General features: G+C 63.0%; 33 protein-coding genes, 1 tRNA gene and 1 pseudogene. 13 read left to right on the top strand and 22 right to left on the bottom strand.

Annotated elements, in window-relative coordinates:
* Positions 1 to 71: 71 nt before the first annotated feature.
* The 4 genes from G6P99_RS38970 to G6P99_RS38955 all read right to left on the bottom strand — a co-directional run bounded on the left by G6P99_RS38970 (position 72) and on the right by G6P99_RS38955 (position 2,595).
* Positions 72 to 494, bottom strand: a complete 423-nt coding sequence (locus G6P99_RS38970) for a hypothetical protein (RefSeq protein ID WP_245284850.1) — start codon at positions 492 to 494, stop codon at positions 72 to 74.
* A gap of 168 nt (positions 495 to 662) precedes the next feature.
* Positions 663 to 1,016 (bottom strand): hypothetical protein, encoded by a 354-nt coding sequence (locus G6P99_RS38965; RefSeq protein WP_029084048.1) that lies wholly within the window; start codon positions 1,014 to 1,016, stop codon positions 663 to 665.
* Between the two features lie 153 nt (positions 1,017 to 1,169).
* Positions 1,170 to 1,517 carry an MmcQ/YjbR family DNA-binding protein gene (locus tag G6P99_RS38960; RefSeq protein WP_029084049.1) on the bottom strand — a complete coding sequence of 116 codons (348 nt, stop codon included), beginning with the start codon at positions 1,515 to 1,517 and terminating at the stop codon, positions 1,170 to 1,172.
* Between the two features lie 16 nt (positions 1,518 to 1,533).
* Positions 1,534 to 2,595 carry an alpha/beta fold hydrolase gene (locus tag G6P99_RS38955; protein ID WP_029084050.1) on the bottom strand — a complete coding sequence of 354 codons (1,062 nt, stop codon included), beginning with the start codon at positions 2,593 to 2,595 and terminating at the stop codon, positions 1,534 to 1,536.
* Between G6P99_RS38955 and G6P99_RS38950 the strand changes: the two genes are divergently transcribed.
* Positions 2,537 to 2,710 (top strand): hypothetical protein, encoded by a 174-nt coding sequence (locus G6P99_RS38950; protein ID WP_165123008.1) that lies wholly within the window; start codon positions 2,537 to 2,539, stop codon positions 2,708 to 2,710. The two genes, G6P99_RS38955 and G6P99_RS38950, sit on opposite strands and share 59 nt — an antisense overlap.
* On the opposite strand, the gene G6P99_RS38945 is transcribed toward G6P99_RS38950, so the two are convergent.
* Complete coding sequence (locus G6P99_RS38945) at positions 2,711 to 3,112, bottom strand: nuclear transport factor 2 family protein (RefSeq protein WP_035977869.1); 402 nt, start codon at positions 3,110 to 3,112, stop codon at positions 2,711 to 2,713. It abuts the gene before it with no gap.
* A gap of 139 nt (positions 3,113 to 3,251) precedes the next feature.
* On the opposite strand from G6P99_RS38945, the gene G6P99_RS38940 reads away from it, so the two are divergent.
* Positions 3,252 to 3,938: an ArsR/SmtB family transcription factor gene (locus G6P99_RS38940; protein WP_245284851.1), complete on the top strand. Its 687-nt coding sequence runs from the start codon at positions 3,252 to 3,254 to the stop codon at positions 3,936 to 3,938.
* A gap of 14 nt (positions 3,939 to 3,952) precedes the next feature.
* Here the strand turns inward: G6P99_RS38940 and G6P99_RS38935 are convergent, their stop codons facing one another.
* Complete coding sequence (locus tag G6P99_RS38935) at positions 3,953 to 4,198, bottom strand: DUF2188 domain-containing protein (RefSeq protein WP_029084053.1); 246 nt, start codon at positions 4,196 to 4,198, stop codon at positions 3,953 to 3,955.
* A gap of 120 nt (positions 4,199 to 4,318) precedes the next feature.
* On the opposite strand from G6P99_RS38935, the gene G6P99_RS38930 reads away from it, so the two are divergent.
* The 3 genes from G6P99_RS38930 to G6P99_RS38920 all read left to right on the top strand — a co-directional run bounded on the left by G6P99_RS38930 (position 4,319) and on the right by G6P99_RS38920 (position 5,392).
* Positions 4,319 to 4,585 (top strand): DUF2277 domain-containing protein, encoded by a 267-nt coding sequence (locus tag G6P99_RS38930; RefSeq protein ID WP_029084054.1) that lies wholly within the window; start codon positions 4,319 to 4,321, stop codon positions 4,583 to 4,585.
* An 88-nt stretch (positions 4,586 to 4,673) separates the two neighbouring features.
* Positions 4,674 to 4,901, top strand: a complete 228-nt coding sequence (locus G6P99_RS38925; RefSeq protein WP_029084055.1) for a hypothetical protein — start codon at positions 4,674 to 4,676, stop codon at positions 4,899 to 4,901.
* A gap of 77 nt (positions 4,902 to 4,978) precedes the next feature.
* Positions 4,979 to 5,392 carry a hypothetical protein gene (locus G6P99_RS38920; protein WP_029084056.1) on the top strand — a complete coding sequence of 138 codons (414 nt, stop codon included), beginning with the start codon at positions 4,979 to 4,981 and terminating at the stop codon, positions 5,390 to 5,392.
* 76 nt (positions 5,393 to 5,468) lie between these two features.
* Here the strand turns inward: G6P99_RS38920 and G6P99_RS38915 are convergent, their stop codons facing one another.
* Positions 5,469 to 5,996, bottom strand: a complete 528-nt coding sequence (locus G6P99_RS38915) for a collagen-like protein (protein WP_165125965.1) — start codon at positions 5,994 to 5,996, stop codon at positions 5,469 to 5,471.
* Positions 5,997 to 6,125: 129 nt separating this feature from the next.
* Between G6P99_RS38915 and G6P99_RS38910 the strand changes: the two genes are divergently transcribed.
* Positions 6,126 to 7,109: a hypothetical protein gene (locus G6P99_RS38910; RefSeq protein ID WP_029084059.1), complete on the top strand. Its 984-nt coding sequence runs from the start codon at positions 6,126 to 6,128 to the stop codon at positions 7,107 to 7,109.
* Between the two features lie 7 nt (positions 7,110 to 7,116).
* Here the strand turns inward: G6P99_RS38910 and G6P99_RS38905 are convergent, their stop codons facing one another.
* Together G6P99_RS38905 and G6P99_RS38900 are read right to left on the bottom strand one after the other, a co-directional pair.
* On the bottom strand, positions 7,117 to 7,377 hold the full coding sequence (locus G6P99_RS38905; RefSeq protein WP_029084060.1) for a helix-turn-helix domain-containing protein: 261 nt from the start codon (positions 7,375 to 7,377) through the stop codon (positions 7,117 to 7,119).
* A gap of 169 nt (positions 7,378 to 7,546) precedes the next feature.
* A complete protein-coding gene (locus tag G6P99_RS38900; RefSeq protein WP_029084061.1) occupies positions 7,547 to 8,314 on the bottom strand; it encodes an SDR family NAD(P)-dependent oxidoreductase in 768 nt (255 codons plus the stop codon).
* 126 nt (positions 8,315 to 8,440) lie between these two features.
* Here G6P99_RS38900 and G6P99_RS38895 point away from each other — a divergent pair, with 126 nt between their 5' ends.
* A complete protein-coding gene (locus G6P99_RS38895; protein ID WP_029084062.1) occupies positions 8,441 to 8,914 on the top strand; it encodes a hypothetical protein in 474 nt (157 codons plus the stop codon).
* A gap of 15 nt (positions 8,915 to 8,929) precedes the next feature.
* Here G6P99_RS38895 and G6P99_RS38890 read toward each other — a convergent pair whose 3' ends face one another.
* Together G6P99_RS38890 and G6P99_RS38885 are read right to left on the bottom strand one after the other, a co-directional pair.
* Positions 8,930 to 9,622 carry a glutathione S-transferase family protein gene (locus G6P99_RS38890; RefSeq protein ID WP_165125962.1) on the bottom strand — a complete coding sequence of 231 codons (693 nt, stop codon included), beginning with the start codon at positions 9,620 to 9,622 and terminating at the stop codon, positions 8,930 to 8,932.
* A gap of 150 nt (positions 9,623 to 9,772) precedes the next feature.
* On the bottom strand, positions 9,773 to 10,021 hold the full coding sequence (locus G6P99_RS38885; protein WP_029084064.1) for a hypothetical protein: 249 nt from the start codon (positions 10,019 to 10,021) through the stop codon (positions 9,773 to 9,775).
* A 274-nt stretch (positions 10,022 to 10,295) separates the two neighbouring features.
* Between G6P99_RS38885 and G6P99_RS38880 the strand changes: the two genes are divergently transcribed.
* Positions 10,296 to 10,736 (top strand): hypothetical protein, encoded by a 441-nt coding sequence (locus G6P99_RS38880; RefSeq protein WP_029084065.1) that lies wholly within the window; start codon positions 10,296 to 10,298, stop codon positions 10,734 to 10,736.
* Positions 10,737 to 10,790: 54 nt separating this feature from the next.
* On the opposite strand, the gene G6P99_RS38875 is transcribed toward G6P99_RS38880, so the two are convergent.
* The 4 genes from G6P99_RS38875 to G6P99_RS38860 are packed head-to-tail and all read right to left on the bottom strand — an operon-like array spanning position 10,791 to position 14,288.
* Entirely contained in the window at positions 10,791 to 11,372 is a 582-nt protein-coding gene (locus G6P99_RS38875) for a GDP-mannose pyrophosphatase (protein WP_029084066.1), read from the bottom strand.
* Between the two features lie 19 nt (positions 11,373 to 11,391).
* Positions 11,392 to 11,829 (bottom strand): GNAT family acetyltransferase, encoded by a 438-nt coding sequence (locus G6P99_RS38870; protein ID WP_029084067.1) that lies wholly within the window; start codon positions 11,827 to 11,829, stop codon positions 11,392 to 11,394.
* A gap of 14 nt (positions 11,830 to 11,843) precedes the next feature.
* Positions 11,844 to 13,271: an FAD-binding oxidoreductase gene (locus tag G6P99_RS38865; protein ID WP_029084068.1), complete on the bottom strand. Its 1,428-nt coding sequence runs from the start codon at positions 13,269 to 13,271 to the stop codon at positions 11,844 to 11,846.
* A 30-nt stretch (positions 13,272 to 13,301) separates the two neighbouring features.
* On the bottom strand, positions 13,302 to 14,288 hold the full coding sequence (locus G6P99_RS38860) for an L-threonylcarbamoyladenylate synthase (RefSeq protein WP_029084069.1): 987 nt from the start codon (positions 14,286 to 14,288) through the stop codon (positions 13,302 to 13,304).
* A 79-nt stretch (positions 14,289 to 14,367) separates the two neighbouring features.
* On the opposite strand from G6P99_RS38860, the gene G6P99_RS38855 reads away from it, so the two are divergent.
* A tRNA-Pro gene (locus G6P99_RS38855) sits at positions 14,368 to 14,444 on the top strand.
* 289 nt (positions 14,445 to 14,733) lie between these two features.
* On the opposite strand, the gene G6P99_RS38850 is transcribed toward G6P99_RS38855, so the two are convergent.
* The 5 genes from G6P99_RS38850 to G6P99_RS38830 all read right to left on the bottom strand — a co-directional run bounded on the left by G6P99_RS38850 (position 14,734) and on the right by G6P99_RS38830 (position 19,107).
* Positions 14,734 to 15,990 carry a tyrosine-type recombinase/integrase gene (locus tag G6P99_RS38850; protein ID WP_165125959.1) on the bottom strand — a complete coding sequence of 419 codons (1,257 nt, stop codon included), beginning with the start codon at positions 15,988 to 15,990 and terminating at the stop codon, positions 14,734 to 14,736.
* 858 nt (positions 15,991 to 16,848) lie between these two features.
* Positions 16,849 to 18,132, bottom strand: coding sequence for a type II toxin-antitoxin system HipA family toxin (locus tag G6P99_RS38845; RefSeq protein ID WP_165125956.1), 1,284 nt, complete (start codon positions 18,130 to 18,132; stop codon positions 16,849 to 16,851).
* The gene (locus G6P99_RS38840) at positions 18,129 to 18,416 is read right to left on the bottom strand and encodes a helix-turn-helix domain-containing protein (protein WP_029084072.1); all 288 of its coding nucleotides are present in this window, start codon (positions 18,414 to 18,416) and stop codon (positions 18,129 to 18,131) included. The genes G6P99_RS38845 and G6P99_RS38840 overlap by 4 nt, the downstream gene beginning before the upstream one ends.
* A gap of 122 nt (positions 18,417 to 18,538) precedes the next feature.
* Positions 18,539 to 18,916 carry a phage exclusion protein Lit family protein gene (locus G6P99_RS38835; protein WP_029084073.1) on the bottom strand — a complete coding sequence of 126 codons (378 nt, stop codon included), beginning with the start codon at positions 18,914 to 18,916 and terminating at the stop codon, positions 18,539 to 18,541.
* 41 nt (positions 18,917 to 18,957) lie between these two features.
* Positions 18,958 to 19,107, bottom strand: coding sequence for a hypothetical protein (locus G6P99_RS38830; protein WP_165125953.1), 150 nt, complete (start codon positions 19,105 to 19,107; stop codon positions 18,958 to 18,960).
* Between the two features lie 633 nt (positions 19,108 to 19,740).
* On the opposite strand from G6P99_RS38830, the pseudogene G6P99_RS47840 reads away from it, so the two are divergent.
* A pseudogene (locus G6P99_RS47840) lies at positions 19,741 to 21,083 on the top strand (IS1380 family transposase).
* 104 nt (positions 21,084 to 21,187) lie between these two features.
* Here G6P99_RS47840 and G6P99_RS38815 read toward each other — a convergent pair.
* Both G6P99_RS38815 and G6P99_RS38810 read right to left on the bottom strand, forming a co-directional pair.
* Entirely contained in the window at positions 21,188 to 21,844 is a 657-nt protein-coding gene (locus G6P99_RS38815; protein ID WP_029085160.1) for a hypothetical protein, read from the bottom strand.
* On the bottom strand, positions 21,841 to 22,245 hold the full coding sequence (locus G6P99_RS38810; protein WP_165125950.1) for a hypothetical protein: 405 nt from the start codon (positions 22,243 to 22,245) through the stop codon (positions 21,841 to 21,843). Before G6P99_RS38810 ends, G6P99_RS38815 begins: the two co-directional genes overlap by 4 nt.
* 109 nt (positions 22,246 to 22,354) lie before the next feature.
* Between G6P99_RS38810 and G6P99_RS38805 the strand changes: the two genes are divergently transcribed.
* From G6P99_RS38805 to G6P99_RS38795, 3 genes are all read left to right on the top strand, one after another.
* Positions 22,355 to 22,885 (top strand): GNAT family N-acetyltransferase, encoded by a 531-nt coding sequence (locus G6P99_RS38805; protein WP_029085158.1) that lies wholly within the window; start codon positions 22,355 to 22,357, stop codon positions 22,883 to 22,885.
* Positions 22,886 to 23,150: 265 nt separating this feature from the next.
* Positions 23,151 to 23,438: a hypothetical protein gene (locus tag G6P99_RS38800; RefSeq protein ID WP_029085157.1), complete on the top strand. Its 288-nt coding sequence runs from the start codon at positions 23,151 to 23,153 to the stop codon at positions 23,436 to 23,438.
* 29 nt (positions 23,439 to 23,467) lie between these two features.
* Positions 23,468 to 24,085, top strand: a complete 618-nt coding sequence (locus G6P99_RS38795; protein WP_246709754.1) for a zinc ribbon domain-containing protein — start codon at positions 23,468 to 23,470, stop codon at positions 24,083 to 24,085.
* The last annotated feature ends 3 nt before the right edge of the window (positions 24,086 to 24,088 follow it).

Below are 24,088 nucleotides of genomic sequence, written 5' to 3'. Positions count from 1 at the left end.
CCCAAACTGCGAGAGGCCGTCCTTGCCGGCGGCCTCTTCTGCTTTCGCGCTTCCGATTGCAGCGGCGCCGGTCAGTAGCACCTGATGATGTTGATGGTGCGGTCGCCACCGCGCCCGGGCACCGTGACGCTCTCCGTCGGGCAGCTCGACACATAGGGGCGATCCGACGGCACCACGGCCGGTGGATATCGATGCGCCCAATCCCAGGGCACGTCCTGGGTGTAGGTGTAGCGAACGTCGTTCGAGACCGGAGGGGGGACGTCGGCGGCGAAGGGCACGCCGGCGGCGCCGTCATAATATCCGCCCGCATCCGGCAGGACGATGCCGGGCACGCGCAGGTGATGGCGGAAGGCTGGATGGTGCGAGCTAAACGTGCCGCGTGGCGCCGTCCCGGATCTCGCATAGGTCTCGGTCGAGGAAGCAAGCAGCGCTGCAACGCCAAGGGACGCAATCAGCGCCCCATAAGTTCGATACGCCATTGTTCGATAAGCCATGGCACGCACCATTCGGTTACGGAGCATTGTGCGGACGCTAGGACGGGCCGCGTTGCGCCGGCAAACTCATCCTTAATTATTGGTTAAAAAGTAAGGTTAACAGGAGGTAAATGTTTCAAATTGGCGCGATCTGATCGCGCCGTCGCGCGGCGCAGCCGGCGGAGGCTGTCAGACCGCATCGGCAGGAACGAAGCAGCTGATGATGATGCCGCCGCGGTGATGCACGTACCACACCACGGCTTCGCCGACCGGATTGCCGCGATCGCGGATCACGGCGCGTTCCGGCACCATCATCCATTCGCCCTCGATCGGCACCCAATAGGCGCCGCCCCGAACGTCGTAACTGGTGCGATGGCCGTCGGAGATGTCGCAGCACGGCACGCCATTCGGTGCGATCACGCTCTTGAACCAGGCGCGGATATCCGGCGGCACGTTCTCGTATTGACCGTTGTCGAAAGCCAGCGCAGCGCCCGCCATCATGGCGAGCCACCCAAGCACCGCGATATGCGTGAGCCTTCGCATTGCCTTCCTCCGGCGAAAACTTCTGCGTCACCCGCGCGGGTCGTGCGCGAATCCGGTGTTTGCGCGATTAGGCACGAACCGCACGCGAGATGCATGCTCAAAGAATGAGCGAAGCAACGCGGCACGGCTTGATGCGGTGCGAGGTCGCTGCGCTCAGGATGCTGTCTTCGCGCGCGCCTTCTTCGCGGGCTTCACCGCGATATTGTCCCGGGCCATGCTGAGCGCGCTGCGCAGCGTGACCTGATCGGCTTTCGCGAGACGGACGTTGGTGCTGCCGTTCCTGCCCCAGCCGCCCGGCACCGGCCGGAAGATCTCCGGCTCGGCCTCGACCACCATCGCTTGTTGCTCCGGCGTCAGCTTCACCATGCCCCAATCCTGGTCGGGATAGCCGAGCGTTGCGAAGATGCGCTTGCCGATACGGAAATCGGCGTGGCCGTGATGCGCGCCTTCGACCACCTCGGGCAGGCTCAGCGCAACGCGACGGAAGCGATTTGCCGACATCGCCTGACCTCGATCGCTACGTCGCGTGTTGGGGCGCGGTCTGCAGCAATTCCTGCAATTGCCTGGAATAGAACCTGGCGTCGCCGGTCGTGAGGTGGCCGCGCGTCTCGGTGCTCGCCGGGATCAGATAGATCTTGCCGTTCCTGATCCGCTTCACCGCGGCTTCGGTGACGCCGGTCTCCGGTGGATTGCGTTCGTCGTCGGCAGCGTTGATCGCGAGCAGGTTGGCTTCGATCTTCTCCATCCCGGTGGACGGATCATAATCGTGCGAGGCCTCCCACTGGTAGATGTAGTCGTTGGCGTCAGCCGTGACCGGCAGGGCCAGCTGGTCATCGACCATCTTGTCGGCCTGCGGCGCCGATGGCGCCAGCGTCTGATAGCCGAGCGTGCCGCCGGCGCTCGCGAAGCGGTAGGCCGCGATGGCGTATTTCATCATCCGCGGCTGGCTGGTGTAGTTGCCGCCATTGTAGTCGGGGTCGTTACGGATTGTTTCCAGCATCGTTCGCCGCAGGATCCAGTTGCGCGCGCCCATCGCTGATGGCTGCGAGGCCATCGGTACCAAAATGTCCATCATCTGCGGATAGCGCACGCCCCAGATCCAGCTGTGCATGCCGCCCATCGAGTTGCCGATCACGAGCCGCAGATGCTTGATGCCGAGCCCCTCGGTGACGAGCCGGTACTGCGCATCGACCATGTCGTTGTAGTCGTATTTCGGGAAGCTCGTCCGCATTGCATCCGACGGCTTCGAGGACTTGCCGTGCCCGATGCCGTCCGGGATGATGATGTAGTATTTCGACGCGTCGAGCGGCTGGCCCGGGCCGAACAGCTGGCCGGCAAAGGTCGGCGTCAGCATGCTGGCGGCCGAGCCGCCGGAGCCGTGCAGCACCAGCACCGGCTGCCCGGTCGGCGGGCCGAGCGTGGTGTAGTGCAGCCGCAGTTCCGGCATCACCTCGCCGCTGTGAAACCCGAAGTCCTTCGCGATCCACTCGCCATCCTGCGGGGCGGGATAATCTGCGGCCATGGCCATTACCGACATCGAGACGAAAGCGGCCACAAGCGCCGCGCACCAACGGAACATCATGCTTCTTCCCACGCGCGGCACGTTTGTCCAGCCGCTTGGCCGCAAGCCTAACATGACGGAAAGCGATGTCCGAGAGCTGCGCGGCGCGGCTGACGGAGATGTGTCCTTCTAGCTAGCTCCCCTTCAGCACGTTAAGCGCATACCATCCCCAATAGACACGGTGACGCTGGATCAGGTCGTTCTCGATCTCCATGATCTCGACGAGATCCATCTGATCGCCGTCGGGCGATTGCCGCGGATATTCCCAGGTGAGGATCCGGCCGTCGCTGAAGAAGCCCTGCTTGAAGCGGCGGCGTTGTGGCGGGTTGGTGCGGAACACGCGCGTGATGAACTCGCGCAGCGCCTCGCGGCCGCGGGCGATCCCGTCCCTGGTTTGCATCAGGTGCTGAACCAACGGGCTCTCGATCGAGGCGTCGGATGCGTAGAGCGCCAGTGCCGCCTCGAGGTCCTTGTTGCCGAGGGCTTCGTCCCAGAGCTTGTAGATGCGTTCCGCGTCGGTGCTGTTGGCCGTCATGATTGTTCCCTTGGGCTTCGTTGAACGGCGCCGATCTGACCGGATCAGGCGGCCGCGACGTTTCAGGAAAATCTGAAATGAGTTTCGCGGCCTTGCGAATGCTTGTAGGACCTTCCGGTCCGATACGGAGGACGATGCGGTGGGATCATCCCAATCGGTGCAGACGGGATTTTCGCAGATCGCCGAGGCGTTGGGCGATCCGGTGCGCGAGGCTATGGTCAGTGCGCTGGCCGACGGCAAGGCGCTGCCGGCGGGCGAGCTTGCCGCGGTTGCCGGCATTTCACCGCAAGGCGCCAGCGCGCATCTGCAGAAGCTGGTGGATGCGCGCGTGCTGTCGGTGTGGGCGCAGGGCAGGTTCAGATATTACCGGATCAGGGACGACGATGTCGCGGCGCTGATCGAGGACCTCGTCGATCTCGCCGCAAAGAGCACGGGGCGCCGGCGTGCGATGCCGGCCGAGCAGCTCAGGCAATCTCGCACCTGCTACCATCACCTTGCGGGCCAGCTCGGGGTGCTGTTGTCCAATGCGCTGATCCGCCGTCGGCTTGTCGTCATCGACGGCCGCGATGGTCGCGTGACCGAGCAGGGGCTGGCCTGGTGCCGGGCCGAAGAGATCGATTTCGATCCTGCGCGGCAGCCGCATCTGCGGCTTTGCAACGACTGGACCGAGCGCGTACCGCATCTCGCCGGTCCCTTCGCCAATGCCGTGCTGGCGCGGCTGGTCGAGATGCGCGGCGTTGCGCCGCATCGGATTCCGCGGGCGTTGCGGATCACCGACCGGGGACGGGCGTTCTTCGATCGGCTTGGCGTGCAGGTTCCGTTCTGAGCCGCGGAAGCAAATTAGCGCCCGTCTTCAACCTCGGTCTCCGGGCGGTCGTTGCCGGCGGCGGTTTCGGTCAGCCATTTGCCGTCCGACGTCTCATACTGAATCGCCTCGGTGCGCCCGGGAACACGTTGCTCATTGGCGGCGCGCCGGGCCGCGGCAAGCGCCGCGGCGTGGGTTGGAAACGGTTCCGAGAACACCCCGTTGACGGTATAGGCCCAGCCGCCATCGTGCTGGACGACCTTGTAGATCACGTGGCTCATCCGGAACCTCGCTGCGCCGTGGGACGATGAGGCTGCCAGAATAGCCCACGATGTCGTATTTTGCAGCAGCCGATCGTCTTTGAGAGAGCCGCCCCGCTGCTGCGGGCGAGGGAGACCGACATGTGCCGCAATATCAAGACGCTGTTCAACTTCGAGCCGCCCGCCACCGAGGACGAAATCCACGCCTCCGCGCTGCAATTCGTGCGCAAGCTGTCCGGCTTTAACAGGCCGTCGCAGTCCAATGAGGCTGCCTTCAATCTTGCGGTGACCGAGGTCTCGGACGCCGCGCGCAAGCTCCTGATCTCGTTGCAGACCGCGGCGCCCACCCGCGATCGCGAGGTGGAGGCGGAGAAGGCGAGGGAGCGTTCGCGCCTGCGGTTCGGCTGAGGCCATCGCCAGTCCGTGATGCAGGTCACGGTACGGCGTCCACCCCCGGGGCATGATTTGCCGTTCATCCCGGCCCCGGAGCAACACGATGAAGCGTGCCGTCCTGCTCGCCCTCTGCTCAATCGCGTTCGCCATCCTGTGGACGAGCGGCATGCTGTGGTCGAGCGGGACGATCGACCTTGCCAACGTCATCATCCTGTCGGTCTGCGGGGCGTTCGCCGGCGTCGCCTGGTACTACGCGATGCGCTGGGCTTTCCAGTTCATGCACCTCGTCCGGCCCCCCGATCCCCCGGCCAATCCGGACCCGGAGCGATAAGCAGGGCGTCACACAGGGCGTCTCACCCTTGCAAACCGGCTGCAACGGGCGTTGTTTGTTGCGACCTGGGGGGCACCATGCGCATCATCATCGCGCTCGTCGTCGCGCTGACGTCGTCAGCTGCTTTTGCCGGCACGTCCGAAGGCTACGGCATGGGCGGCTGGATCGCGAAATTCCAGCCCGAGATCGATCGCGCCAACGCCTCCGGCGAACTGTTCCGCATCAAGGGGCATTGCCAGTCGAACTGCACGCTGTTTCTCGGGCTGCGCAACGTCTGTGTCGAGCGCAGCGCGACGCTGTTGTTTCATGCCGGCCATGACCGTCAGCGCAACATCAATGCGATGTCGACCCAGCGGATGCTGGACGCCTACAAGCCTGCGCTGCGGCAATACGTCCTCGCGCGCCACTACATGGACACGCTGGAATTCCACGCGATCCCGGGCGCAATGATCATCGACCGCTTCGGGTACAAGGAGTGCCCGCGCGGATAGAGCTTTTGTTTTGACGCGTTTTCTTCACGCGAACCGGCGGCCACTTCGCTCGAAAACGCTCTTGAGACAGGAACGGTTACTTCCTGTCCTTCTTGCGGTGCTTCTTCTTTTTCTTGTGGTCGTCGTCTTCGTCGTCATCTTCCGCGAAGTCGATCGCATCGACGTCAAGCGCGATCGCCTCCGCGGCGGCGCGCTCGGCGGCATCGCGCTCGGCGAGCTCAGCGGCTTCGCGCTCCCTGGTGCGCTTGTAGTCTTCCCAGGCGTCGAAGATCATGTGCAGCCACGGCATCACCTGCTCGATCGACGGCAATTGTCCGGGCGGGCCGGCTTCACCACGCGGGCCGGCCGGACCCTGCGGCCCCTGAGGGCCGGCTTCGCCGCGCGGACCCTGCACACCCGCCTTGCCTTGCGCGCCCGGCTTGCCCTGGGGGCCTGGCTTTCCGACCGCTCCGGCCTTGCCCTGCGGACCCGGCTTGCCGCGCACACCTTCCGGCCCCGGCCGGCCCGGATGTCCTTGCGGACCGGGCCGTCCCGGCTCGCCCTGACGACCCTGCGGCCCCTGCGCTCCTCGTGACCCCTGGCGGGAAGTTGTTTCGTCAGCCACTGATATGCTCCGTCGCGATGTGAAGCCGCTTGTAACAGAGGTTGGAGGACGGCTTCAATTCTGCCCGTCCGCACGGATGCAAGCGATCAACAGTCATAATTCCATGTGCATATGACAACGGAGGGCGGGTTGCGGTTTCCGAACGACAGGCACGGCGAAGCCGCAGGGGAAGGACCGCAACCGCTCGACATTGTCGTGACGCGACGCGATGTGCTTGACGAAGCGAGCTTTCGCAGCACGGGCGTGCTCGATCTCTATGAGGAGCTGTTTCCCGCAAGTGAGCGCGACAGCGCTGACGACATCGTGCGCTGGCTGCTGTCGGATGATGTCGGCGAGCGGCGGCATTTCAGCGTCGGCGGCCGCGAGATGTCCTATCGGCTCGACTCGCGCTGCTTCATCCTGCGCGCCGCCGGGCGTGCGATCGGACTCGGCTTCTTCACCTATGATCATGCAAGCGATTTGATCTATTGCAACCATGTCGGCATCGGGACGGCGTGGCGCGGCGGCGGCCTGGCGCACGCGTTCTATCGCCAGATGGTCGGCATGCTCGATGCGCTGTTTCCGCGCAACATCGGCGTGGTGCTCGAAGTCGAGCCGTTCGATCGCGACCGCCTGGAAGCGATCATCGCCAGTCTCGAACGAACCGGCAGGCGGCAGCTCGAGGCGGACGAGCAGGCCGAGCTCCGCAAATTGCTCCGCGTCAGCTGGTACGACAGGCTCGGCTATTCCGTGTTCTGCGACGCGCGCACGATGCGGCCGCTTGCATGCTGCTCGCCGTGCCTCGATCCGTCCCTGCCGTCATCGGATTGGGCGAATGGAGAGGAGAGCTACTGGCTGATGCGGCAGGCACGGACCGGCGCGCCCTCTGCGGAGATGCGCGCAGCTCCGCTGTGGCACCAGGCCACGACCGCGATCTATGTCGAGATCCTCGCAAAATCCCTGGTCGCGGCGGACCCGATCGGCCGCCGCGACTATTGGGACTATGCGACCGCACTGGTCGCCCGAACGCTGCAACTGACAGCGACGACCGACGTGCATCTCGCACGCTGTCTCGGTGACGATGACCGCCAGCTGTTGTCGCGCTGGCGGCGCCTTGCGATCGACCTGATCTAAAGTCCACTCAGGCTGCGGCGTGCTCACTCAACGGCACGTCGATGCCTTCGGCGGAATATTCGCGGATCTTGTTCCGCAAGGTCCGGACCGACAGTCCGAGCACGCGTGCAGCGCGGGTGCGGTTGCCGTCGCAGCGCGCGAGCGTCTGCAGCACGAGTTCCCGCTCGACTTCATCGACGGTCGCGCCGATCAGAAGTGGAACGATTTCATTTGGAGCCAGCGACGGCAGCAGTGCTTCCGGCGACGGCACGGTGGACGCGTAGGACATGTACTCCTCCCGATCAACGCCCGCTTCGTCGGTGAAGCGAAGACATCGAGAAACAACTACCCCGTAGATCAACGGTGTGCCGGTTTGGTTAACAAGTCCTTAATATCCACCTAACTCCCTGCTCTGTAAGCAAAATACCCAGAAATCGCCATGATTGCGGTTCCATCCGTCACAATGTCCGGTAACCGCCATCGACCATCAGGATCGATCCCGAGACGTAGGCCGACAGGTCCGAGGCGAGGAAGATCGCGGGGCCGACGATGTCCTCCGGCTTGCCGGCGCGGCCGAGCGGGGTGTGGTCCATGAAGACCTTCACCAGGTCGGGATTGGTGGCGCGCACCTTCTCGTTCAGCGGCGTCTCGATGAAGCCGGGGCCGATCGCATTGACGCGCACGCCATCCTTGCCGAGCTCGGCGGCCAGCGCCTTGGTGAAGCCGAGCACGCCATGCTTGGAGGCGGTATAGGCCGGCGAACTCGGCGTGCGCAGATGCACGAAGGACTGGATCGAACCGATATTGACGATGCGTCCCTTGTTCTTGCGCAGCGGCGCGAGGAAGGAATGCGTCACGTTGAAGACGCCGGTGAGATTGATCGAGATGATGTCTTCCCAATCCTTGATCACGGCCTCCTCAGTGCCGAGCATGCCGTTGCGACGCGCGATGCCGGCGTTGTTGACCAGGATCGAGACGGCTCCGACCTTGTCGGCCACCTGCTTCGCCATCGCGACGCAGGCGTCGCGATCGGTCACGTCGAGCGTAAAGCTCTCCGCCTTGCCGCCGGCGCTGCGGATCTCCCTGGCCGCTTCCGTTGCCGCATCGCCGTTCATGTCGAGCAGCACGACACGCGCACCCTCGCGGCCGTAACCCAGCGCGATGGCGCGTCCGATGCCCGAGCCTGCACCGGTGATGACGGCGATGTGATTGTCGAGAAGGGCCATGGCGTTTCCTCGTTCTGATTTTTGAGCGTTGTCGACAACACTATTCAAAACTGCGCCAAGCGAAACGCCAAGCCGCGTTTGCGCGTTGCTGTTATCCGGATTCGGATGACAGGACGGACGGCGGACATGGACCCGCATATCAGACACTGGAAAGTTGCGATCGAGCACTTCTGCGCGGTGCCGGACCCCGACTATCGCGAGATGGCCAGGATGATCGCCGAGATCGCCGCGACCGACATCGACGAGACGCTGCGGCATGCGGCCGCACAGGTGCTGCCGATCCTGCGCCAGGCGGCGCTGAAATCGGCCGACCGCCGCACCAGGTCAATGGCGCTGCGCCGTCTCGGCATCGTCAACGATGCGCTGCATACGCTGTCTGCGCCGCGGTTCGGCCGGCGTGGCCTGACGCCGAGGGCGCTGACCCAGGAAGAGCGGTACCGGCAATTGCTCGGCCTGCCGCTTGGCCGCCACCTCGCGGCGACCGAAATCCATCAGGCCTTCAAGCGCGCCGCCAAGACGGTGCATCCCGACGGTGGCGGCAACGGCGCGGCGTTCCTCGAACTCACCGCCGCGCGCGACGCCTTGATCAAGCATCACTAGAGAAGGCTCTAGGCGTCAGGCGCTCACGGCGGAATGGATGTAGCGGCAATGCCGCACGATGTTGTCGTGGGCGACGACGAACTGCTTCAGCGGCGTCTCGATATCGTAGAAATAGATGTTGGCGATGAAACCATAGAGTCCGGCATCGATCGCGGTCGGCGTGTCGCCGTGCACATAGCCTTGCTGCGGGATCAGCGCCGCGATCGCGGCAAGATCTGCAAGGCCGCGCGCCATCGCCGCATCGGGATCGAAGCGGCCGATGCCCTGGTAGTAGTAGCGCTGGGCATTGTATTCTTTTGCCTTGAGCAGGCCCTCGTCCGTCAGCGCCGGGTGCTCTCGCCTCAACTCATCGCGGAACAAGTGCCAGTAGCGCTCGTCCTTCCAGCGCGAATACGACATCACCCAATAGAGGTCGTCGAGCATCCGTGTGATCAGCAAGTTCTGCGTGCGCTGTTGCGGCGTCAGCGCGGCATCAATCGAAAGGCGATATTTCCGGGTGAGCCAAGCGAGGATGGTCTCGCTGTCGCCGACCGTGTCGGCGCCGTCGACGATATAGGGCAGCTGGCCGCGCGGCGCCTTCGAGGCGTCGAAGATGTGCTCGTGACGGAACGGCACACCGGCGAGTCTCAGGAAGGCAAACACCTTCAAGCCGTAGCCGTTGTTGTCGGCGACGCCGAACAGCGGCGGGTAGGAATAGAGTGTGAGCATGTCGCACCGTCCCAAAGGTTGAACAGGGGGATCTACGACAGCATAACGCGGCGTGGGCAAATCGCCAGCGTGCCTACCATCTCACGTTCGAAACGAAATGGTGGGCATGGCGCGAGCGCGCCGTTGCCCACCCCACAGTTCGAATACGGCTCAGAACGCGCAGGTGCCGTTGTTCAGGAGGCCCGTCTTGTAGACGAACGCGGCATCGAAGGTCGGCAATTCCTCGCTGACGACCGAGAAGTTCGCCGGCCACGGCGTGGTCGGGATGCTCTGGTCCCAGATCTGGCAGAAGCCGGTGTCCTGCCAGCGGATCAGGTGATAGGGGTTGGCGCTGGCCGGGCTTGCCGCGGCAAGCACGGTGACGGCAATGGCGGCACAGGCGATCGCAAGACGACGCATGGGGAAATCTCCGGTGTGAAAAAATGCACGCTCCGCAAGGCAATTGTGGAGCCCTGGGGCCGATCGCCCCGGACATGCAGTGAGTGTTACAACCCCGGGAACAGGTTCAACGCCGATTGCGCGGAAATATCCGTCAGCAAACCGGTCGGCGCCGTGCCAAATTGCGCCGGGTGATGCGCTTGCTACAGTCGGCGCGTTGCGATTCGCACCCGCGTCGCGACGCGCGCAAATCGATGTGAGCAGATCGACTGAGTAAATCCTGGGGAGACCGTACATGAAACTTTCATCCACCCTTCGCGCCGCGCTGGTCGCGCTGATGGCGTTCACCGGCCTTGCCTTCTCTTCGGCGGCCCGTGCCGACAGCGGCTTCGTGACGCTGACGATCTACAAGGCGGGATGGATCATTGGCGGCTCCGGCGGCAGCGGTGTCCTGACCTTCCGCGGCCGCTCCTATGCGCTCTCCACCGGCGGTCTCGACTACGGCCTTGTGTTCGGCGGCTCCAAGACGGTGCTGCGCGGTCGCGTCAGCAACATCAACCGCCCGTCCGATGTTGCCGGCGTCTACGGTGCAGCGGGCGCGGGGCTTGCGGTCGGCCGCGGTGCCCGCGCGATCGTGCTGACCAATCAGAAAGGCGCGGTGCTCGAATTGACCGGCCACCAGGTCGGTCTGATGGCCAATGCCGATCTGAGCGGCCTTGCGATCACGATGCGGTAGAGCATTGAGTGCGCGCGCGATGCCGTCCCGGCAACAGGCCGGGACGGAGGGCGTTCACCTGAACAGATGCAGCGCCGCGTATTGCAGCAGCATAATGGTCTTGGCATCGACGATGCGGCCATCGCCGATCATGGCGAGTGCGTCGTCGATCGAGAGTTCGAGCACCTCGATGTCCTCGCCCTCGTCGGCGAGTCCGCCGCCTTCGCCAATGCGCATCGCGGCGTCGTATTCGGCAACGAAGAAATGCAGCTTCTCGGTCACCGCGCCCGGCGTCATGAAGGCTTCGAACACCTTCCGCACGTGGTCGAGCCGGTAGCCGATCTCTTCCTCCGCCTCGGCGCGAATGCGTGCCTCCGGCGCGGCGTCGTCGAGCATGCCGGCGGCGGCCTCGATCAGGAGATCGTCATAGCCGTTGGCGAAAGCGGGATAGCGGAACTGGCGCACCAGCACGACGCTGCGGGTCTTCAGATTGTAGGGCAATAGCACCGCGCCGTTGCCGCGGTCATAGCTTTCGCGGACCTGGGTCTGCCACTCGCCATTGCGGCGGCGGTAGTCGAACGTGGTGCTGGTGAGCAGGTAACGGGCCTTGGAGAGGACGCGGACGTCCTTGACGCGAACGCGGTCGGCGATGCTCATGCGTTACCCTTCAACTCCCTTACGGCGTCGCTTCGCGGCCGTCGAGCCATTTCGCCAGCATGACCGAGGTCGACTCCTCGTAGCCGAGCGTCTGGTAGAACGCGCTGGCTTTGGCGTTCTCGCGGCGGATCAGCAATTGCAACTTCGGCACGCCGGCCTGGCGCAGCCAGTCCTCGACCGCCTGCATCATGGTGCGGCCAAGCCCCTTGCCCTGGCAGCGAGGGTCGACCGCGACGTAATAGACCCAGCCGCGATGGCCGTCATGGCCGACCATCGCGGTTGCAACGATCGCGCCGGCGTCGCGGCCGACCAGCACGGCCGAATTCGGTCCGCGGCGCGCCAGCGCGATGTCGGCGGAGGGATCGTTCCACGGCCGCGTCAGGCCGCACGCCTGCCACAGTGCGACGACGTTGCTCACATCGGCATCGGCAATTGCAGCAATGGAAAGGGAGGGCATCGTCGCCTGCGCGGTCACAGCACCTTGCCCGGATTCATGATGCCGAGCGGATCGAGCATCGCCTTGACCTGCCGCATCAGCTGGATCGCGACCTTGTCCTTGACGTCGGGCAGTTCGTCGCGCTTAAGCACGCCGATGCCGTGCTCGGCCGAGATCGAGCCGCCCATCCGCAGCACGATCTCGAACACCACGGCGTTGACGTCATGCCAGCGCGCCAGGAAGTCAGCGGTATTGGCGCCGACCGGCTGGCTGACATTGTAGTGGATGTTGCCGTCGCCGAGATGGCCGAACGGCACCGGCCGCGCGCCCGGGATCAGCTTCACGACCGCCGCATTGGCCTCCTCGATGAAGGCGGGCACGGCCGCCACCGGCACCGAGATGTCGTGCTTGATCGAGCCGCCCTCCGGCTTCTGCGCCGCCGACATCTCGTCGCGCAGCTTCCAGAACGCCTGGCACTGGCTCAAATTGGCGGCGATCACGGCGTCATCGACGATGCCGTCCTCCATGCCCTGGGCGAGGATCGCCTCCAGCGTGTCGCGCGCGTCGTCGCGCGGCGACGACAATTCCATCAGCACGTACCAGGGGTGCTTGCTCTCAAGCGGATCGCGGATATCGATGCCGTGGCGGATCGAGAAATCCACCGCGATGTCGGCGAGCAGTTCGAAGGTCGTCAGGCTACCTGCCGCCTCGTTGCGCGAGATCGACAACAATTTGAGCGCCGCCGCCGGCGACTTCAGGCCGACATAGGCGGTCTCGATCGCGCGCGGCTGCGGAAACAGTTTGAGCGTCGCCGCGGTGATGATGCCGAGCGTGCCCTCGGCGCCGATGAACAGGTTGCGCAAATCGTAGCCGGTGTTGTCCTTCTTCAGCTTCGACAGCGCGTTCAGCACGCGGCCGTCGGCCAGCACGACTTCGAGCCCGAGCGCCATTTCACGGGCCACGCCATAGGCGAGCGCCGTGGTGCCGCCGGCATTGGTCGAGAGGTTGCCGCCGATGGTGCAACTGCCTTCCGCGCCGAGCGACAGCGGGAACAGGCGATCGACTTCGGCGGCCTTCTGCTGCGCGATTTGCAGCACCACGCCGGCCTCGCAGGTCATGGTGTTGGATTCGACGTCGATGTCGCGGATCTTGTCGAGGCGCCGCAGCGACACGACCACCTCGCCATTATGCGGTGTCTGGCCGCCGACCAGGCCGGTGTTGCCGCCCTGCGGCACCAGCGCGATCTTGTGTTCGGTCGCAAGCTTGCAGATCGCAGCGACCTCGGCGGTCGAGCCGGGGCGCAGCACCAGCGGTGAGCGGCCCTGGAACAGGTCGCGCTCCTCGGTGACGTAAGGCTTGATGTCGGCGGCGTCGGTCACCGCATATTTGTCGCCGACGATGGCGCGGAATTTTGCAAGCAATTCGGGCGGAAGCGGTGGCACCGCTGATTGGACGATGTTCATTTTTTCTTGGTCTTTCACGTGTGTCGGGATTTACCGCCCAACCGCTGCACGGCGCAGCCGGTCATTGATGGCTTCGCCCAGCCCGTCCTCGGGAATGGGCATCACCGCGATTGCGTCCGCGTTTCTCTTGTCGAGGGTGCGGAGGTAACCGAACAGATTGGCGGCGGCCTCGGCGAGATCGCCGCGCTCGGACAGGTTCATCTCCACCGAGGCGCATTCGCGCCGCGCGACCTTGGCCGGCCCGAACGCCAGCAGGGCTTCGCCGACATGAACGTCGCTGGCATTGAGCCGGACCGGCGTCCGCGGCGCGTAGTGCGAGGCGAGCATGCCGGGGGCGATCGGCTGAGCGTCGGTCTCGGCGTCCGGCGGCGGCGACTGCAACGGGTGGCCGAGCACGCGCTCGATCTCGGCGCGGGTCAGCCCGCCCGGCCGCAGCAGCACCGGATCGGAGAAGCAGCCGACGATGGTGGATTCGACGCCGACCTCGACCGGCCCGCCGTCGACGATCAGGTCGATGCGGCCCGCAAGATCGCCGTTCACATGGTCGGCGGTGGTTGGCGAGACATGGCCGGAGAGATTGGCCGACGGCGCTACCACGGCACCGCCGAACGCCTTGATGATGTCGCGCGCCACCTTGTGGGCCGGGATGCGAATCGCGACTGTATCGAGCCCGGCGGTCGCGAGTTCCGCGACCGGGCAGGAGAGGGCCTTCGGCAGCACCAGGGTCAGCGGACCGGGCCAGAACGCTTCCGCGAGCCGCAGGGCTTGGCCATCGAACAGGGCGATCCGGCGGGCGGCGCCGAGATCGGCGACATGGGCAATCAGCGGATTGAAGGCCGGCCGGCCCTTGGCCTCATACAGCCGGGCGATCGCGGCGGCGTTGCCGGCATCGGCGCCAAGGCCATAAACCGTCTCGGTCGGAAAGGCCACCAGACCGCCCTCGGCCAAAACCCCGGCAGCGGTTGCCGTGGCGGCTGCGCCAGCCGGCAGAACGTGTGTTTTCAGGCCTGTTTCCACTGTGACTAGATTCCTCAATTCGGTGCCTTGTCGTCCCTTGCGGTCCCTGAAGCCCGACGCTATAAGCCGGCCTCTTAGTCGGAGTGTGGCTCAGCCCGGTAGAGCACTGCGTTCGGGACGCAGGGGTCGCAGGTTCGAATCCTGCCACTCCGACCATTCTTCCAAGCACTTATAGTTTCTGTGTTTTTCGCGTGCAACGAAATGCGCAATGATTTGAGGCACGGCAGCCTTGTCCGTCGAGTTTCGGACCCACTCGAGGTCGGCCAATCGTGAGACAGAGCCGCTAGGATCTTGCGCTGCTCGGAACCAGACGCGGGGCAATTGGGTAGCGCAAGGGAAACGGGCCCTGTCGCGACGTTGCGCGGGACATCGCCAAGCACCACATGTCCTCCCTTTGCACCTTGGACATCAAAGCACGAATAGCTCGCGGCGAGTAGTCCTCAGCTCAGCGCCTGCCCCCGAACGCTTCCGCCGCCTCTACCTGAAAATCCGGGTGGTGGTGGCCGTAGTTGGCCTCTAATTGCTCAACCGTCATTCCGAGCCAGCCGGCAGCCTCCCACATGTCAACGCCCGCCTGCATCAGCCACGTCGCCGCTGTGTGACGCAATGAGTGCCGAACGACATCATCGCCCAGCCCCGCATCCTCCAGAATACCTTCCCAAGCCGACCTGATCTTTCCGGCAAGCGGCTGGCCGTCGTGCATGCGGCTCACGACGAACCGGATTTGCTCACCGTCTCTCATGACCCCTGAGGCGCGGAGTTCTGCAGACCGAGCTTGGTCGATCCTGTGCCAACGAACCAAGTGGGGACGCAGGCGGTTCGCGATCTTTGCTGGCGGTCGCCGCTTCTTGGTTGATCGCTCCAGTGCTCCCTTACCCTGGTAGACCATCGCGTCCAGGTTCATCCACGGATGGGTCGTTGATGGCAGCCACTGGGTGCGCCGGATGGTCTCTTCTCGACGAGCGCTGTAGAGGCCAATCAAGCAGAAGCGCACCGCGGGATAGCGACGACGAATGATCCACCGTTCTCGGCGCACGAGCGCGCCATCGTCTCTGCGCTTCCACCTCTCCTGCTCGGTATCCCAAACGTAGCCGATTGCCGCTCCGAGCAGGCGTGCGGCTTCGTTACGGGTCAACCAGCGGCGTCGTCCTTCAGCTTTAGGGGGAAGAGTGATCTTTGGAACGACGCTGAGCGTGTGTTCGGCGTGGTAGGCGTTCACCGCAGCGCGTAGATCTTCGAGCCGGCGCCGCGCGGTTTGATCGGAGACGGTCGCGCTGCGTGGCGAGATGCCGGCTCTCCTATTGTTGTCGTTCGCAGTGCCGGTAGACCAATCGACAAAGTCGCGACAAAGCTGCGCTTTGAGCTCACTGACGGTTCTATCGCCAAAAAAGTTATTGAGATCGAGCAGGCGAATGAGAAGCAGGTCATGTTGCGCCCACGGGCGTTCGTCCCCCTCGTCCTTGGGCCGCTTTGAAATTTCGTAGGCTGTGAGAACGTCGGCTATTGCGAGGACGTTCGGATCAGTGGCCCCGATAGTGCTGGTATGCCGCTCGCTAATGTGGGTCTCGAGCGCCTTCGCAGCTCCGTTAACGTCGTCGCGGCTGCAGCCTGTGCGGATTTGCCGGCCACGATCGAGGATGATCCAGGTGGCGTCGTCCTCTCTAAACCAGAGTCGTGGCGGCTTGGCTTTGCGGCCCGGCATGACGGCTTCACTAATTTGCGGATTGCGCGAGGTGTCGTGAGATCTTTGCCTGCCACTTTGGCGACTTCAAGAGCCCCTGAGGCCGCAGCCCTGCGCAACGATGATAATGTCAGCGGACCGTGCGGAAAAAACACGGCGCCGGCCTCGATAAGGGTCATTACTTCATCGTCGCCCCATTGGGTCGGATCGGGGCGAGCTTTTGCGCGGGCGAGCTTATCGATCTTGCGCTTCGGCATGTCTTGAACGCGGTGCTCGTTAGTTCGCACTGCCTTTGGATCAGGCGCTAGGGCTTACGTGTATACGAAATCTGCTCTTCGAGGGGCCCGCCGCAGCGTGGGTGGTGCAATCGGCGGCCTACGACTACGAAACGGACGATTTGCTTGGAGTCCCTGAAGCGCCAAGTTGCGCCCGGTGCTCCAGGAAACCGGATCAAGCCCAGATGGCAGTCCTAGGACCTGCTGCCCCTCGGTTAGCGGCCCTGTCGGAGTATCTCCAAATTGGGCTCCTTCCGCGATGCGTGCGCGGCGATTGCGATGGGCCCCTCCAACGTGATCGCGCGGGACTGGATCGGCAAGTCGCTGGTCAGCTGGAGTGTTCTACGAAGACGAAGAGTAAGGCCTCACGGCCTACACTCCAAAGAACAAAAGGCAGTTAGGGCGCTGTCAGCTATCGATTCGAAGCTATCCGACGAACCAAGTGCGCATTCGAGTCGGGCAATACTCCCCTTGGTAACCCAGCGCGACAATTTGGAAAGTCCGAGTTCGCAGACAGCCGCCCAGCGTGGTTTCTTGAGTTGGCCGCGAATGAACGTCGACTCCGTCGGTGCTTGCGGACCGCGAACCGCGAGCTTGTGCAAGCTTAGGAGCCTTTCAGAAGGCGTTGGCAGTCTTTGGCTCGCTCGATCAACTTGGCGGAAAGGCGCTCGATAATGGCGTTATCTAGCCCTTCCGCTTGCGCGGCAGCGCACACGTCGCTCACGTTGTCGGGGAGCAGTTCGGCCAGCGAGTTCAATCCGGCAATCACTTTTTCCGCATCGAAACGGGTCTCGCGGGCGAATTTCTGCCATTCGCGCGCACCTATCTGGGCTAGCCTGCATTCCCCGCCGACCTTCATAGCAAGCTTCATCTTCTGCAAGTCGACATCGTCGTAGGGAAGGATGCTGGCAACATCGTAGAGTGGCGCAAGTCGCACCGTGGGGCCGCTGGCTAGGAGTAGTGAGTAGTTCTTAGCGTGTGCATCGGTGCCTCCGATGAGCCAATTTAAGCCGAGGGCATCGATGAATGTATCGAGATCATCAACACTGTCGGTGGAGTAGGTGCGTAAAAGTTCGATAATATCCGCAGCGGACGGGCCGCCCTCGCTTTGATACTTCTTGGTTGGCATGATGCCGCGTGCCTGGCACGCGTCCTCTTGATGGACGCGAATGACGTCATTGCCACTGAACTGCCGATCGTAGCGTTCGACGACAATGGCGATCTCTTTCTCAAACCGCACGACTTTGGTTCCGGCGACGGGCAAGCCGAGATTGCGCGCGAGATTGAGGCAGATGTGCTCGTTCTCGGCATGGCCGTCGAAATGGCCGGTCGGCGGCTTAAGGATATGGGTTGTCGGAATGCGTCCAGACGGTATCCCCCATCGCCCCTTTTGCAGAAGCAGCGCGGTTTTCGGCTGGGCGCCGGCAAGACTGAATTGCCCCGTGTCACGCGGCAACCGCCACGCGGCATGATCTTCTCTCAATGCTTGCAGACGTTTTGCGACGGCGGTTTCGTCAAGCCACTCAACCTTGTCATTCGTACCGCTTCGCAATTCCTCCAAACGATCGCGCGTGACGAATTGAATGGCGCCGGCGCAATCTTCGCCGACATGGGAAATCAGGGCAAAGACGTTGCGAGCCGAGACCTGAAACTTCTTCGCCCAACGATCGAGAACGCGCTCATTGTCCGGGAGCAGTCCCCATAGAAAGGCCTGAACAGCGGCGGGACCGTGTTCCTCGGCCGCGAGTGGCATGGAGAGCGAAATGGGGTACGCGCCCCTCGTTTGACGCCAATCGCTGTCATAGACGAAGGTGAGGCGGCCACGAGCGTCGTTGTGCACGCGGCCGACTTCCCTGCCGTCCAGGAGCGCGACGAGTTCGCTGGTCATGGTCTGCTTCTTTTGGCTTTTGACACGATTGCATTGATATCGACGGCTGACTTTTCTGAACCGCGGCCATGTGGTTGTTCGCTGCCTGCGTCTAGATGGATGCCGAGAGCGTCAAGAGCGCGGAGTACGAGGCCGAGTTCGGCGCGCGCGTGGCCGCGCTCGACCTCGATGACCCACTGACGGCTGACGCCAATGCGCTTGGCGAGGCTGGACTGATCAAGCTTGTGCCGTTTGCGGGTATCCCGAATGATGGCCCCGAGATCGGCCGATGTGCGTATGAGCATGGCAATTCAAAATGTTGTCGTTCGCTTACATTACCATATGTCCGCGTTCGACGACAATTGAAAAATGTCAGCGAGCGCTGACTTCCATAAATGTCATCGCTCGTTAACATGCGTAAGGTCTCCTAATTGCGCTGCATGAACCCGCGACGGCTAAGAGCACCACGGACGTAATCGGGACGTTTTTGGTCTCCTGCCTTACCCAGCTGGCGTTTCTGCCTTACCAGCTCCGCGGGTTGTTTCGTTTCCTGCTCGATTTGCTCTAACAGAAACGCCGTGGCGAACTCATTGCAGGAGAACTCTTCCCTGTGTTTTTCGGTCGCGTCCGATCCATATGGAGCAGCGCCCGTTCCTTCACGCTGATGCCGGATATGGCGAACTTCGTGCAGCAGCGCCCAAGCAACCGCTATAGTCGCGAGCTCGCCAGCCGCGCGACTCTGGGGTTCCGTGCCGGCATCCGCGTAGCTGCCCGGCTCGGCAACGCCCGCAGGCAGGGCCTCCAATTCAGGCTGATCGCTAGAAATGGTTTTCTCAAAGGCTGCGATCAGGCTGGTAAAGCGATCTGCTGGAGTGTCTCAAGCGGTGTGCTTTCGGCAATCAGGCGGTAGCCCTCCCAAGCAGTGTATCCGGCGATCCAAAATGCGCGCAGGACGCGATGGTTGAAGCGGACATAACGATAAGCGCCCGCATCCATGATGATATTTTCGCCTTCATGGGTGTCTGGCAGCTGGAATTTCGGTCAAGGTCCACCCACATCTGCGACAGATCGGATTCTCGCTCGGGAGCACTTCCCAAAAAAATATTTCTCACCGCCGTCTGAACGGATGGTGCTGTCCTGCTTGGTCGGTGTTCTCGGTAGGACTACTGAGTCGGCAATCCAATGTTCTGCCCTTAGCAATTCTTATGGTCCGCCAACTGTTCTCCCTCCAGAGGAGAAGTGTTACCGGGGTTCTCCGTGGGTCAATGGAGTTCCGCGCTTTTTCTGCGCGGGGCTTAAATACGGACAGCACCGAACGGATTGATCGTCGCGTATGTTGCCGGTTGGCATGGGATGGACTGCCCTTCGTTAGGCTTCGTTCAATGTTTTTTCGAGCTGCGCAACGAGGGCACTCCTCGCAGCGGAGCTCAGTTTTTCGAGATTAATCTGTTTCCACTTGATTGCGGGCAAATCGGCAGCGCCGGGAACGCCGAGCAGGTCCCAGTTAGCCCGTCTTATTCGTCAGAGGGCGATGAGAGGCTGGCGAGCGTGGTGTAAAGCGCTGATGCGGCGTAGGATTCGGTTATAAAGCCAACCCCATCACCTTCAGCCGCGAACACCAGGCCCGCCATGACCGATGATACGATTCTGCCCTTCTCGTTTCCAGCCGTTCACGCCAGGAAAGTCACAGCTGCCTTCGATGGCGGTCGGCTGACCTCGAACGGGGGCGTGATGCTTCTGGCGATGGCCGAGCGGCGTCTCGGCTTGGCCGACAATTTGGCCCGGGTGTTCCCGGATCGGCGCGATCCGACGCGGGTCGTGCACAGCCTTGTCGATATGTTCCGCGCGCGCATGTTCGCGATCTGCTGCGGCTACGAGGACGCCGACGACCCCGATCATCTGCGGTCCGATCCCGCATTCAAGCTGGCCTGCGGACGGCTGCCGGACACGGGTCGCGATCTGTGTTCCCAACCGACGCTGTCGCGGCTGGAGAATGCTCCGCGCCTGCGCGACGTGATCCGACTGACCTACACTTTGGTCGACGCATGGATGGATAGCTACCCGCGCGAGCCGGCATCCGTCACGCTTGACATCGATGATACCTGCGATGTCGTCCACGGCCATCAGCAGCTCTCGCTGTTCAACGCTCATTATGACGAACGCTGCTTCCTGCCGATCCACGTCTACGACACGGAGAAGAGCCGGCCCGTGGCGGTCGTGCTGCGGCCCGGCAAGACGCCGGGCGGCGTCGAGGTGCGTGCCCATCTGCGCCGCCTGATACGGCATATCCGGACGCGGTGGCACAACACGCGAATTACATTCCGTGGCGACAGGCGCTATGCTCGGCCGGAGGCAATGGCGTGGTGCGAGACCAACGGCATCGACTACATCTTCGGTCTGTCCGGCACCAAGCCGCTCGCCAGAAAAGTCGACGAGGCCGCCGACGACATCCGCACGCGACGCGCCATCGAGAACCTGCCGGTTCTGCGTGGCTATACCGAGACGCGCCACAAGGCAAAGTCCTGGGATCGCGAACGACGACCGTCGCCCGTATTGAGGCGACGATGCTCGGCCTCGACATCCGTTTCGTCGTCACCAGCCTCGATGTCGGCTCGGCCGAGTGGATCTACGACAGCCTGTATTGCGCGCGCGGCCAAGCCGAGAATCTGATCAAGCTGCATAAGACACAGCTCGCCTCCGACCGCACCAGCTGCCGTTCGGCGCTCGCCAATCAAGTCCGCCTCGTTCTCCACACCGCCGCTTATTGGCTGATGCTGACCGTGCGCGACGCGATTCCCAAAGCCCGGGAATTGGCCACAGCCGAGTTCGCGACGCTGCGTCTTCGGCTCTTGAAACTCGCTGCCCGTGTCGTCGAAACCACGAGCCGCATTCGCCTTGCGTTTGCCGCGGCATGTCCCGAAGCCGACCTGATCCGCGGCTTGCCAGGCGCGCTGCTGCCGCTCGGTCCTTGACCGGCGGGGCGTCCGCCCCCCGTTCGCCCAACCTACACCTCAAGCGCGTTGCAAAGTACGGGTCGTCAGGCGGTGAAAAGCCGAAGGCAATCCCGCGCGCCTCGTCAGAGCAGATGTGCGGCCACATCAAGCGGACTAAAAAAAGCACTCTCACGAATAGGACGGGCTAGATCGATGTCGTTTTCGCTCCAGACGGCCCGGTTGAAGTAATGCCGCGCGACCCGGGCGCCGATCTCGGCCTGCTTGCTCGAGTGGTCGAAGGACATGCGGGATAGGCTGCCCTCGAACATGTAGCCGATGTCGTGAAGGATCGAGACGTACTGCCAGATGAAGCCAAAGAAAGCAGCATCGGTCCGAAAGCCCTCCACGGGATGATTCCTGACGGCCGGGATCCCGCGCTTTGCGAACTCGACGGCGAGGGCGTCGCGCAACCTCTCGCTGTGAACGAAGAAGTACCAGCCCAGCAGATAATTATAGAGCGTGTGGGAGGAATGATCGCGCTGCTTCTCGTACTCGATCATGCCCGAGATTTCTCGGGGCTGCACCGCGTCGCGAAACTGAATGGAGTCGGCGAGCCCGATCATGTTCAGGATGCTCTGAACCACGCGGCCGGATGTCGTCAGCCGAACTTCATCCATCGTAGCGGTCAGGAACCGCTCGAGATGGCCATTGAAGTCGGCGCCGCAAGCTTTATGGGCCTTCTTGAAAGCAGGTTTCGAGGCCAGGCCCGACAGGGCCTTTGGCACGACCTTCATTGTCATCTGGCGGCCCTTTCGGTGAGCGCGGGTAAGCCGAGAAGAATTCGTGCAGGGCGAGGGACCAGGATCAGCGGCGCGCCGGCCATACGCCAGCCGTCACCGTGCCAATGCGGAAGGATGGTCGAATTCTCTGCGTTACGACCGCGCCGCCCCAGCGAATCGATGACGTGGATGCCCGCCTGATCGACCCGAACGACCAGGACGCAATGGATGCCCACCCAATCCCTCTCGACATGCCGCATGTGGAAGGTCAGCGGTACCGGCCTGCGACGCGCGACTTCCCGGGCCAGGATCGGGGCAAGGCGTTCGGGTGAGAATGATGTAAAGCGGCGCCAGCGCAGACGCCGCCCCGGTTGATCGTCGACGTTTCCTGGTGAATCAGGTTGAATGTTACCTTTGGACACGGCATACCGCTCCTTCGGTGGAGAAGTGGAGCGTCAAGCACCCCCACGATATGCCGCCTTCCCAATTTCCGCCGTCACCCACATTCAGCGATAGCTCGATCGAGTGCAGATGAAAAGCGAGATTCGTATACGGCGTATCAGTGCCGCAGAGCTGAACGATCACCGTGTGAGTAGGCTAGCCGAAATCCTAATTGAGTGCGTGCAAGGGGGGGCGTCAGTTAGTTTCTTGTCGCCGTTGCCGCGCGAACGCGCGGTGGATTATTGGCGTCGCGTGTCCAAGGAGCTGTCCCGCAACGATCGAATCTTGCTCGTAGCTGAGGATAGGACGGGCCGGACAGTCGGTTCAATTCAAATGGTGCACATGCCATCTGAAAATCAACCGCACATGGCGCAGGTCACTAAGGTATTGGTCGAGAAGGACGCACGCGGTCGCGGTGTCGGGCGCCGTCTGCTTTCAGCGGTAACGGAGCTGGCACGACGTGAGCGGAAAACCTTGTTGGTGCTGAGTACGGCTACAGGATCGGTGGCGGAGCAGCTCTATCACAGCGAAGGCTGGCAACGCATAGGTGTAGTGCCAGGATGCGTCCTAATGGCGGACGGGAAGCACGCGGCAGCAACATTTTTCTACAAGCAATTGTAACGTCGAAGATCAACAGTAGTAAAACTTTCGGATCGCAACTCAAATATGAGAACCGCATGAAATCGAAGCTAAGAGGTTGATTGAAGGTGACTCTCGCCTCTCCCCGCTGGATCAAACGAGAAGACGAACTGCTGCGCGAGCTGGTTGATGCAGGCGCGCCTGTGGAATCCATTTGCGAAGCGCTCAATAGGTCCGAGCCAGAGCTTCGCAGGCGCGGCTACTACATTGGCCTACCGAGGGTGGTTTAGGCGAACAGCTTCTGGGGTTGAAGGGGAGCCTCAACGAGTATGAGCTGGACCTTTTACGACAACGGTCGCTCTCGGCACGCTACGAGAAGGCCCGCCGCAGCGAACTGGTTGTGGCCACGCCCGTCGGCTTTGTGAAGGTCGGTGATCGCTACGAGAAGGATCCGGACCGGCGTGTGCAGGACGCTATTACGCTCGTCTTCGACAAGATTGAGGAGCTCGGGACCGCGCGGCAGACGCTGCTGTGGTTCCATGAGCACGGCCTCGACCTACCGGTGAAGCAGCCGAACGGCGATACAGCCTGGTAGAACAGCCGTAACGACGGGTTGTGGCGCCCATGGTACAGGCGCGAAGAGCCGCCGGAAGGCGCGCCCTCAAGCCGGGCGCCCACGACGGCTATGTGAACTGGGAGAGGTTCGAAGCGATCCGCACAATGGTCTCCAGTAACTTGCCAACCAGCCGGCATCATGGCGCGCCCAAGCATGGCGAGGCGCTGCTCGCTGGGCTCATCCGCTGTCGGCGCTGTTGCCGCAAGCTGACGCTGTGCTACAGCGGTATGAAGCATCACATCCCCCGTTACAGCTGCTCGCGCGGCTGGATGGACAACGGCGAACCGCGCTGCATCGCGTTCGGAGGCTTGCGCGTCGATGATGCAATCGAAGAGGCACTGCTCGGCGTCGTCGGCCCCGGCGCCGTCGCGGCGGCTACGGTCGCCGCAGCCGAGGCCACACATCAGAAGGAACAAGTTCGCGAAGCGCTCGGCCGTGATCTTGAAGCGGCCCGTTACGCTGCCGATCGCGCCTTCCGGCAATATGACGCTGCTGATCCGGCAAAACGCCTGGTTGCCGCTGAGCTTGAGGGGCGCCGGAATCGCTCGCTTGCCCGCGTCGCGGAGGTGGAGATTGCCGCGCATGACGCGGCGGTGTTCGCCGTCAGGGCCTGTGAGACAAATTGAGGG

Origin of the sequence: Bradyrhizobium sp. 6(2017), from assembly GCF_011058295.2 — a bacterium.
Taxonomy (GTDB): domain Bacteria; phylum Pseudomonadota; class Alphaproteobacteria; order Rhizobiales; family Xanthobacteraceae; genus Bradyrhizobium; species Bradyrhizobium septentrionale.
Note: the sequence above shows the minus strand (reverse complement) of the source record. Positions and strands in the feature narration are given on the sequence as shown.

Excerpts from the sequence above, each read along its gene's own strand:
- G6P99_RS38970 (WP_245284850.1), bottom strand. The coding sequence starts at position 494 with ATGGCTTATCGAACAATGGCGTATCGAACTTATGGGGCGCTGATTGCG.
- G6P99_RS38965 (WP_029084048.1), bottom strand. The coding sequence starts at position 1,016 with ATGCGAAGGCTCACGCATATCGCGGTGCTTGGGTGGCTCGCCATGATG.
- G6P99_RS38960 (WP_029084049.1), bottom strand. The coding sequence starts at position 1,517 with ATGTCGGCAAATCGCTTCCGTCGCGTTGCGCTGAGCCTGCCCGAGGTG.
- G6P99_RS38950 (WP_165123008.1), top strand. The coding sequence starts at position 2,537 with ATGGCCATTACCGACATCGAGACGAAAGCGGCCACAAGCGCCGCGCAC.
- G6P99_RS38955 (WP_029084050.1), bottom strand. The coding sequence starts at position 2,595 with ATGTTCCGTTGGTGCGCGGCGCTTGTGGCCGCTTTCGTCTCGATGTCG.
- G6P99_RS38945 (WP_035977869.1), bottom strand. The coding sequence starts at position 3,112 with ATGACGGCCAACAGCACCGACGCGGAACGCATCTACAAGCTCTGGGAC.
- G6P99_RS38935 (WP_029084053.1), bottom strand. The coding sequence starts at position 4,198 with ATGAGCCACGTGATCTACAAGGTCGTCCAGCACGATGGCGGCTGGGCC.
- G6P99_RS38930 (WP_029084054.1), top strand. The coding sequence starts at position 4,319 with ATGTGCCGCAATATCAAGACGCTGTTCAACTTCGAGCCGCCCGCCACC.
- G6P99_RS38925 (WP_029084055.1), top strand. The coding sequence starts at position 4,674 with ATGAAGCGTGCCGTCCTGCTCGCCCTCTGCTCAATCGCGTTCGCCATC.
- G6P99_RS38920 (WP_029084056.1), top strand. The coding sequence starts at position 4,979 with ATGCGCATCATCATCGCGCTCGTCGTCGCGCTGACGTCGTCAGCTGCT.
- G6P99_RS38905 (WP_029084060.1), bottom strand. The coding sequence starts at position 7,377 with ATGTCCTACGCGTCCACCGTGCCGTCGCCGGAAGCACTGCTGCCGTCG.
- G6P99_RS38900 (WP_029084061.1), bottom strand. The coding sequence starts at position 8,314 with ATGGCCCTTCTCGACAATCACATCGCCGTCATCACCGGTGCAGGCTCG.
- G6P99_RS38895 (WP_029084062.1), top strand. The coding sequence starts at position 8,441 with ATGGACCCGCATATCAGACACTGGAAAGTTGCGATCGAGCACTTCTGC.
- G6P99_RS38890 (WP_165125962.1), bottom strand. The coding sequence starts at position 9,622 with ATGCTCACACTCTATTCCTACCCGCCGCTGTTCGGCGTCGCCGACAAC.
- G6P99_RS38885 (WP_029084064.1), bottom strand. The coding sequence starts at position 10,021 with ATGCGTCGTCTTGCGATCGCCTGTGCCGCCATTGCCGTCACCGTGCTT.
- G6P99_RS38880 (WP_029084065.1), top strand. The coding sequence starts at position 10,296 with ATGAAACTTTCATCCACCCTTCGCGCCGCGCTGGTCGCGCTGATGGCG.
- G6P99_RS38875 (WP_029084066.1), bottom strand. The coding sequence starts at position 11,372 with ATGAGCATCGCCGACCGCGTTCGCGTCAAGGACGTCCGCGTCCTCTCC.
- G6P99_RS38870 (WP_029084067.1), bottom strand. The coding sequence starts at position 11,829 with ATGCCCTCCCTTTCCATTGCTGCAATTGCCGATGCCGATGTGAGCAAC.
- G6P99_RS38865 (WP_029084068.1), bottom strand. The coding sequence starts at position 13,271 with ATGAACATCGTCCAATCAGCGGTGCCACCGCTTCCGCCCGAATTGCTT.
- G6P99_RS38850 (WP_165125959.1), bottom strand. The coding sequence starts at position 15,990 with ATGCCGGGCCGCAAAGCCAAGCCGCCACGACTCTGGTTTAGAGAGGAC.
- G6P99_RS38845 (WP_165125956.1), bottom strand. The coding sequence starts at position 18,132 with ATGACCAGCGAACTCGTCGCGCTCCTGGACGGCAGGGAAGTCGGCCGC.
- G6P99_RS38840 (WP_029084072.1), bottom strand. The coding sequence starts at position 18,416 with ATGCTCATACGCACATCGGCCGATCTCGGGGCCATCATTCGGGATACC.
- G6P99_RS38830 (WP_165125953.1), bottom strand. The coding sequence starts at position 19,107 with ATGGATGCGGGCGCTTATCGTTATGTCCGCTTCAACCATCGCGTCCTG.
- G6P99_RS38815 (WP_029085160.1), bottom strand. The coding sequence starts at position 21,844 with ATGACAATGAAGGTCGTGCCAAAGGCCCTGTCGGGCCTGGCCTCGAAA.
- G6P99_RS38805 (WP_029085158.1), top strand. The coding sequence starts at position 22,355 with ATGAAAAGCGAGATTCGTATACGGCGTATCAGTGCCGCAGAGCTGAAC.
- G6P99_RS38795 (WP_246709754.1), top strand. The coding sequence starts at position 23,468 with ATGGTACAGGCGCGAAGAGCCGCCGGAAGGCGCGCCCTCAAGCCGGGC.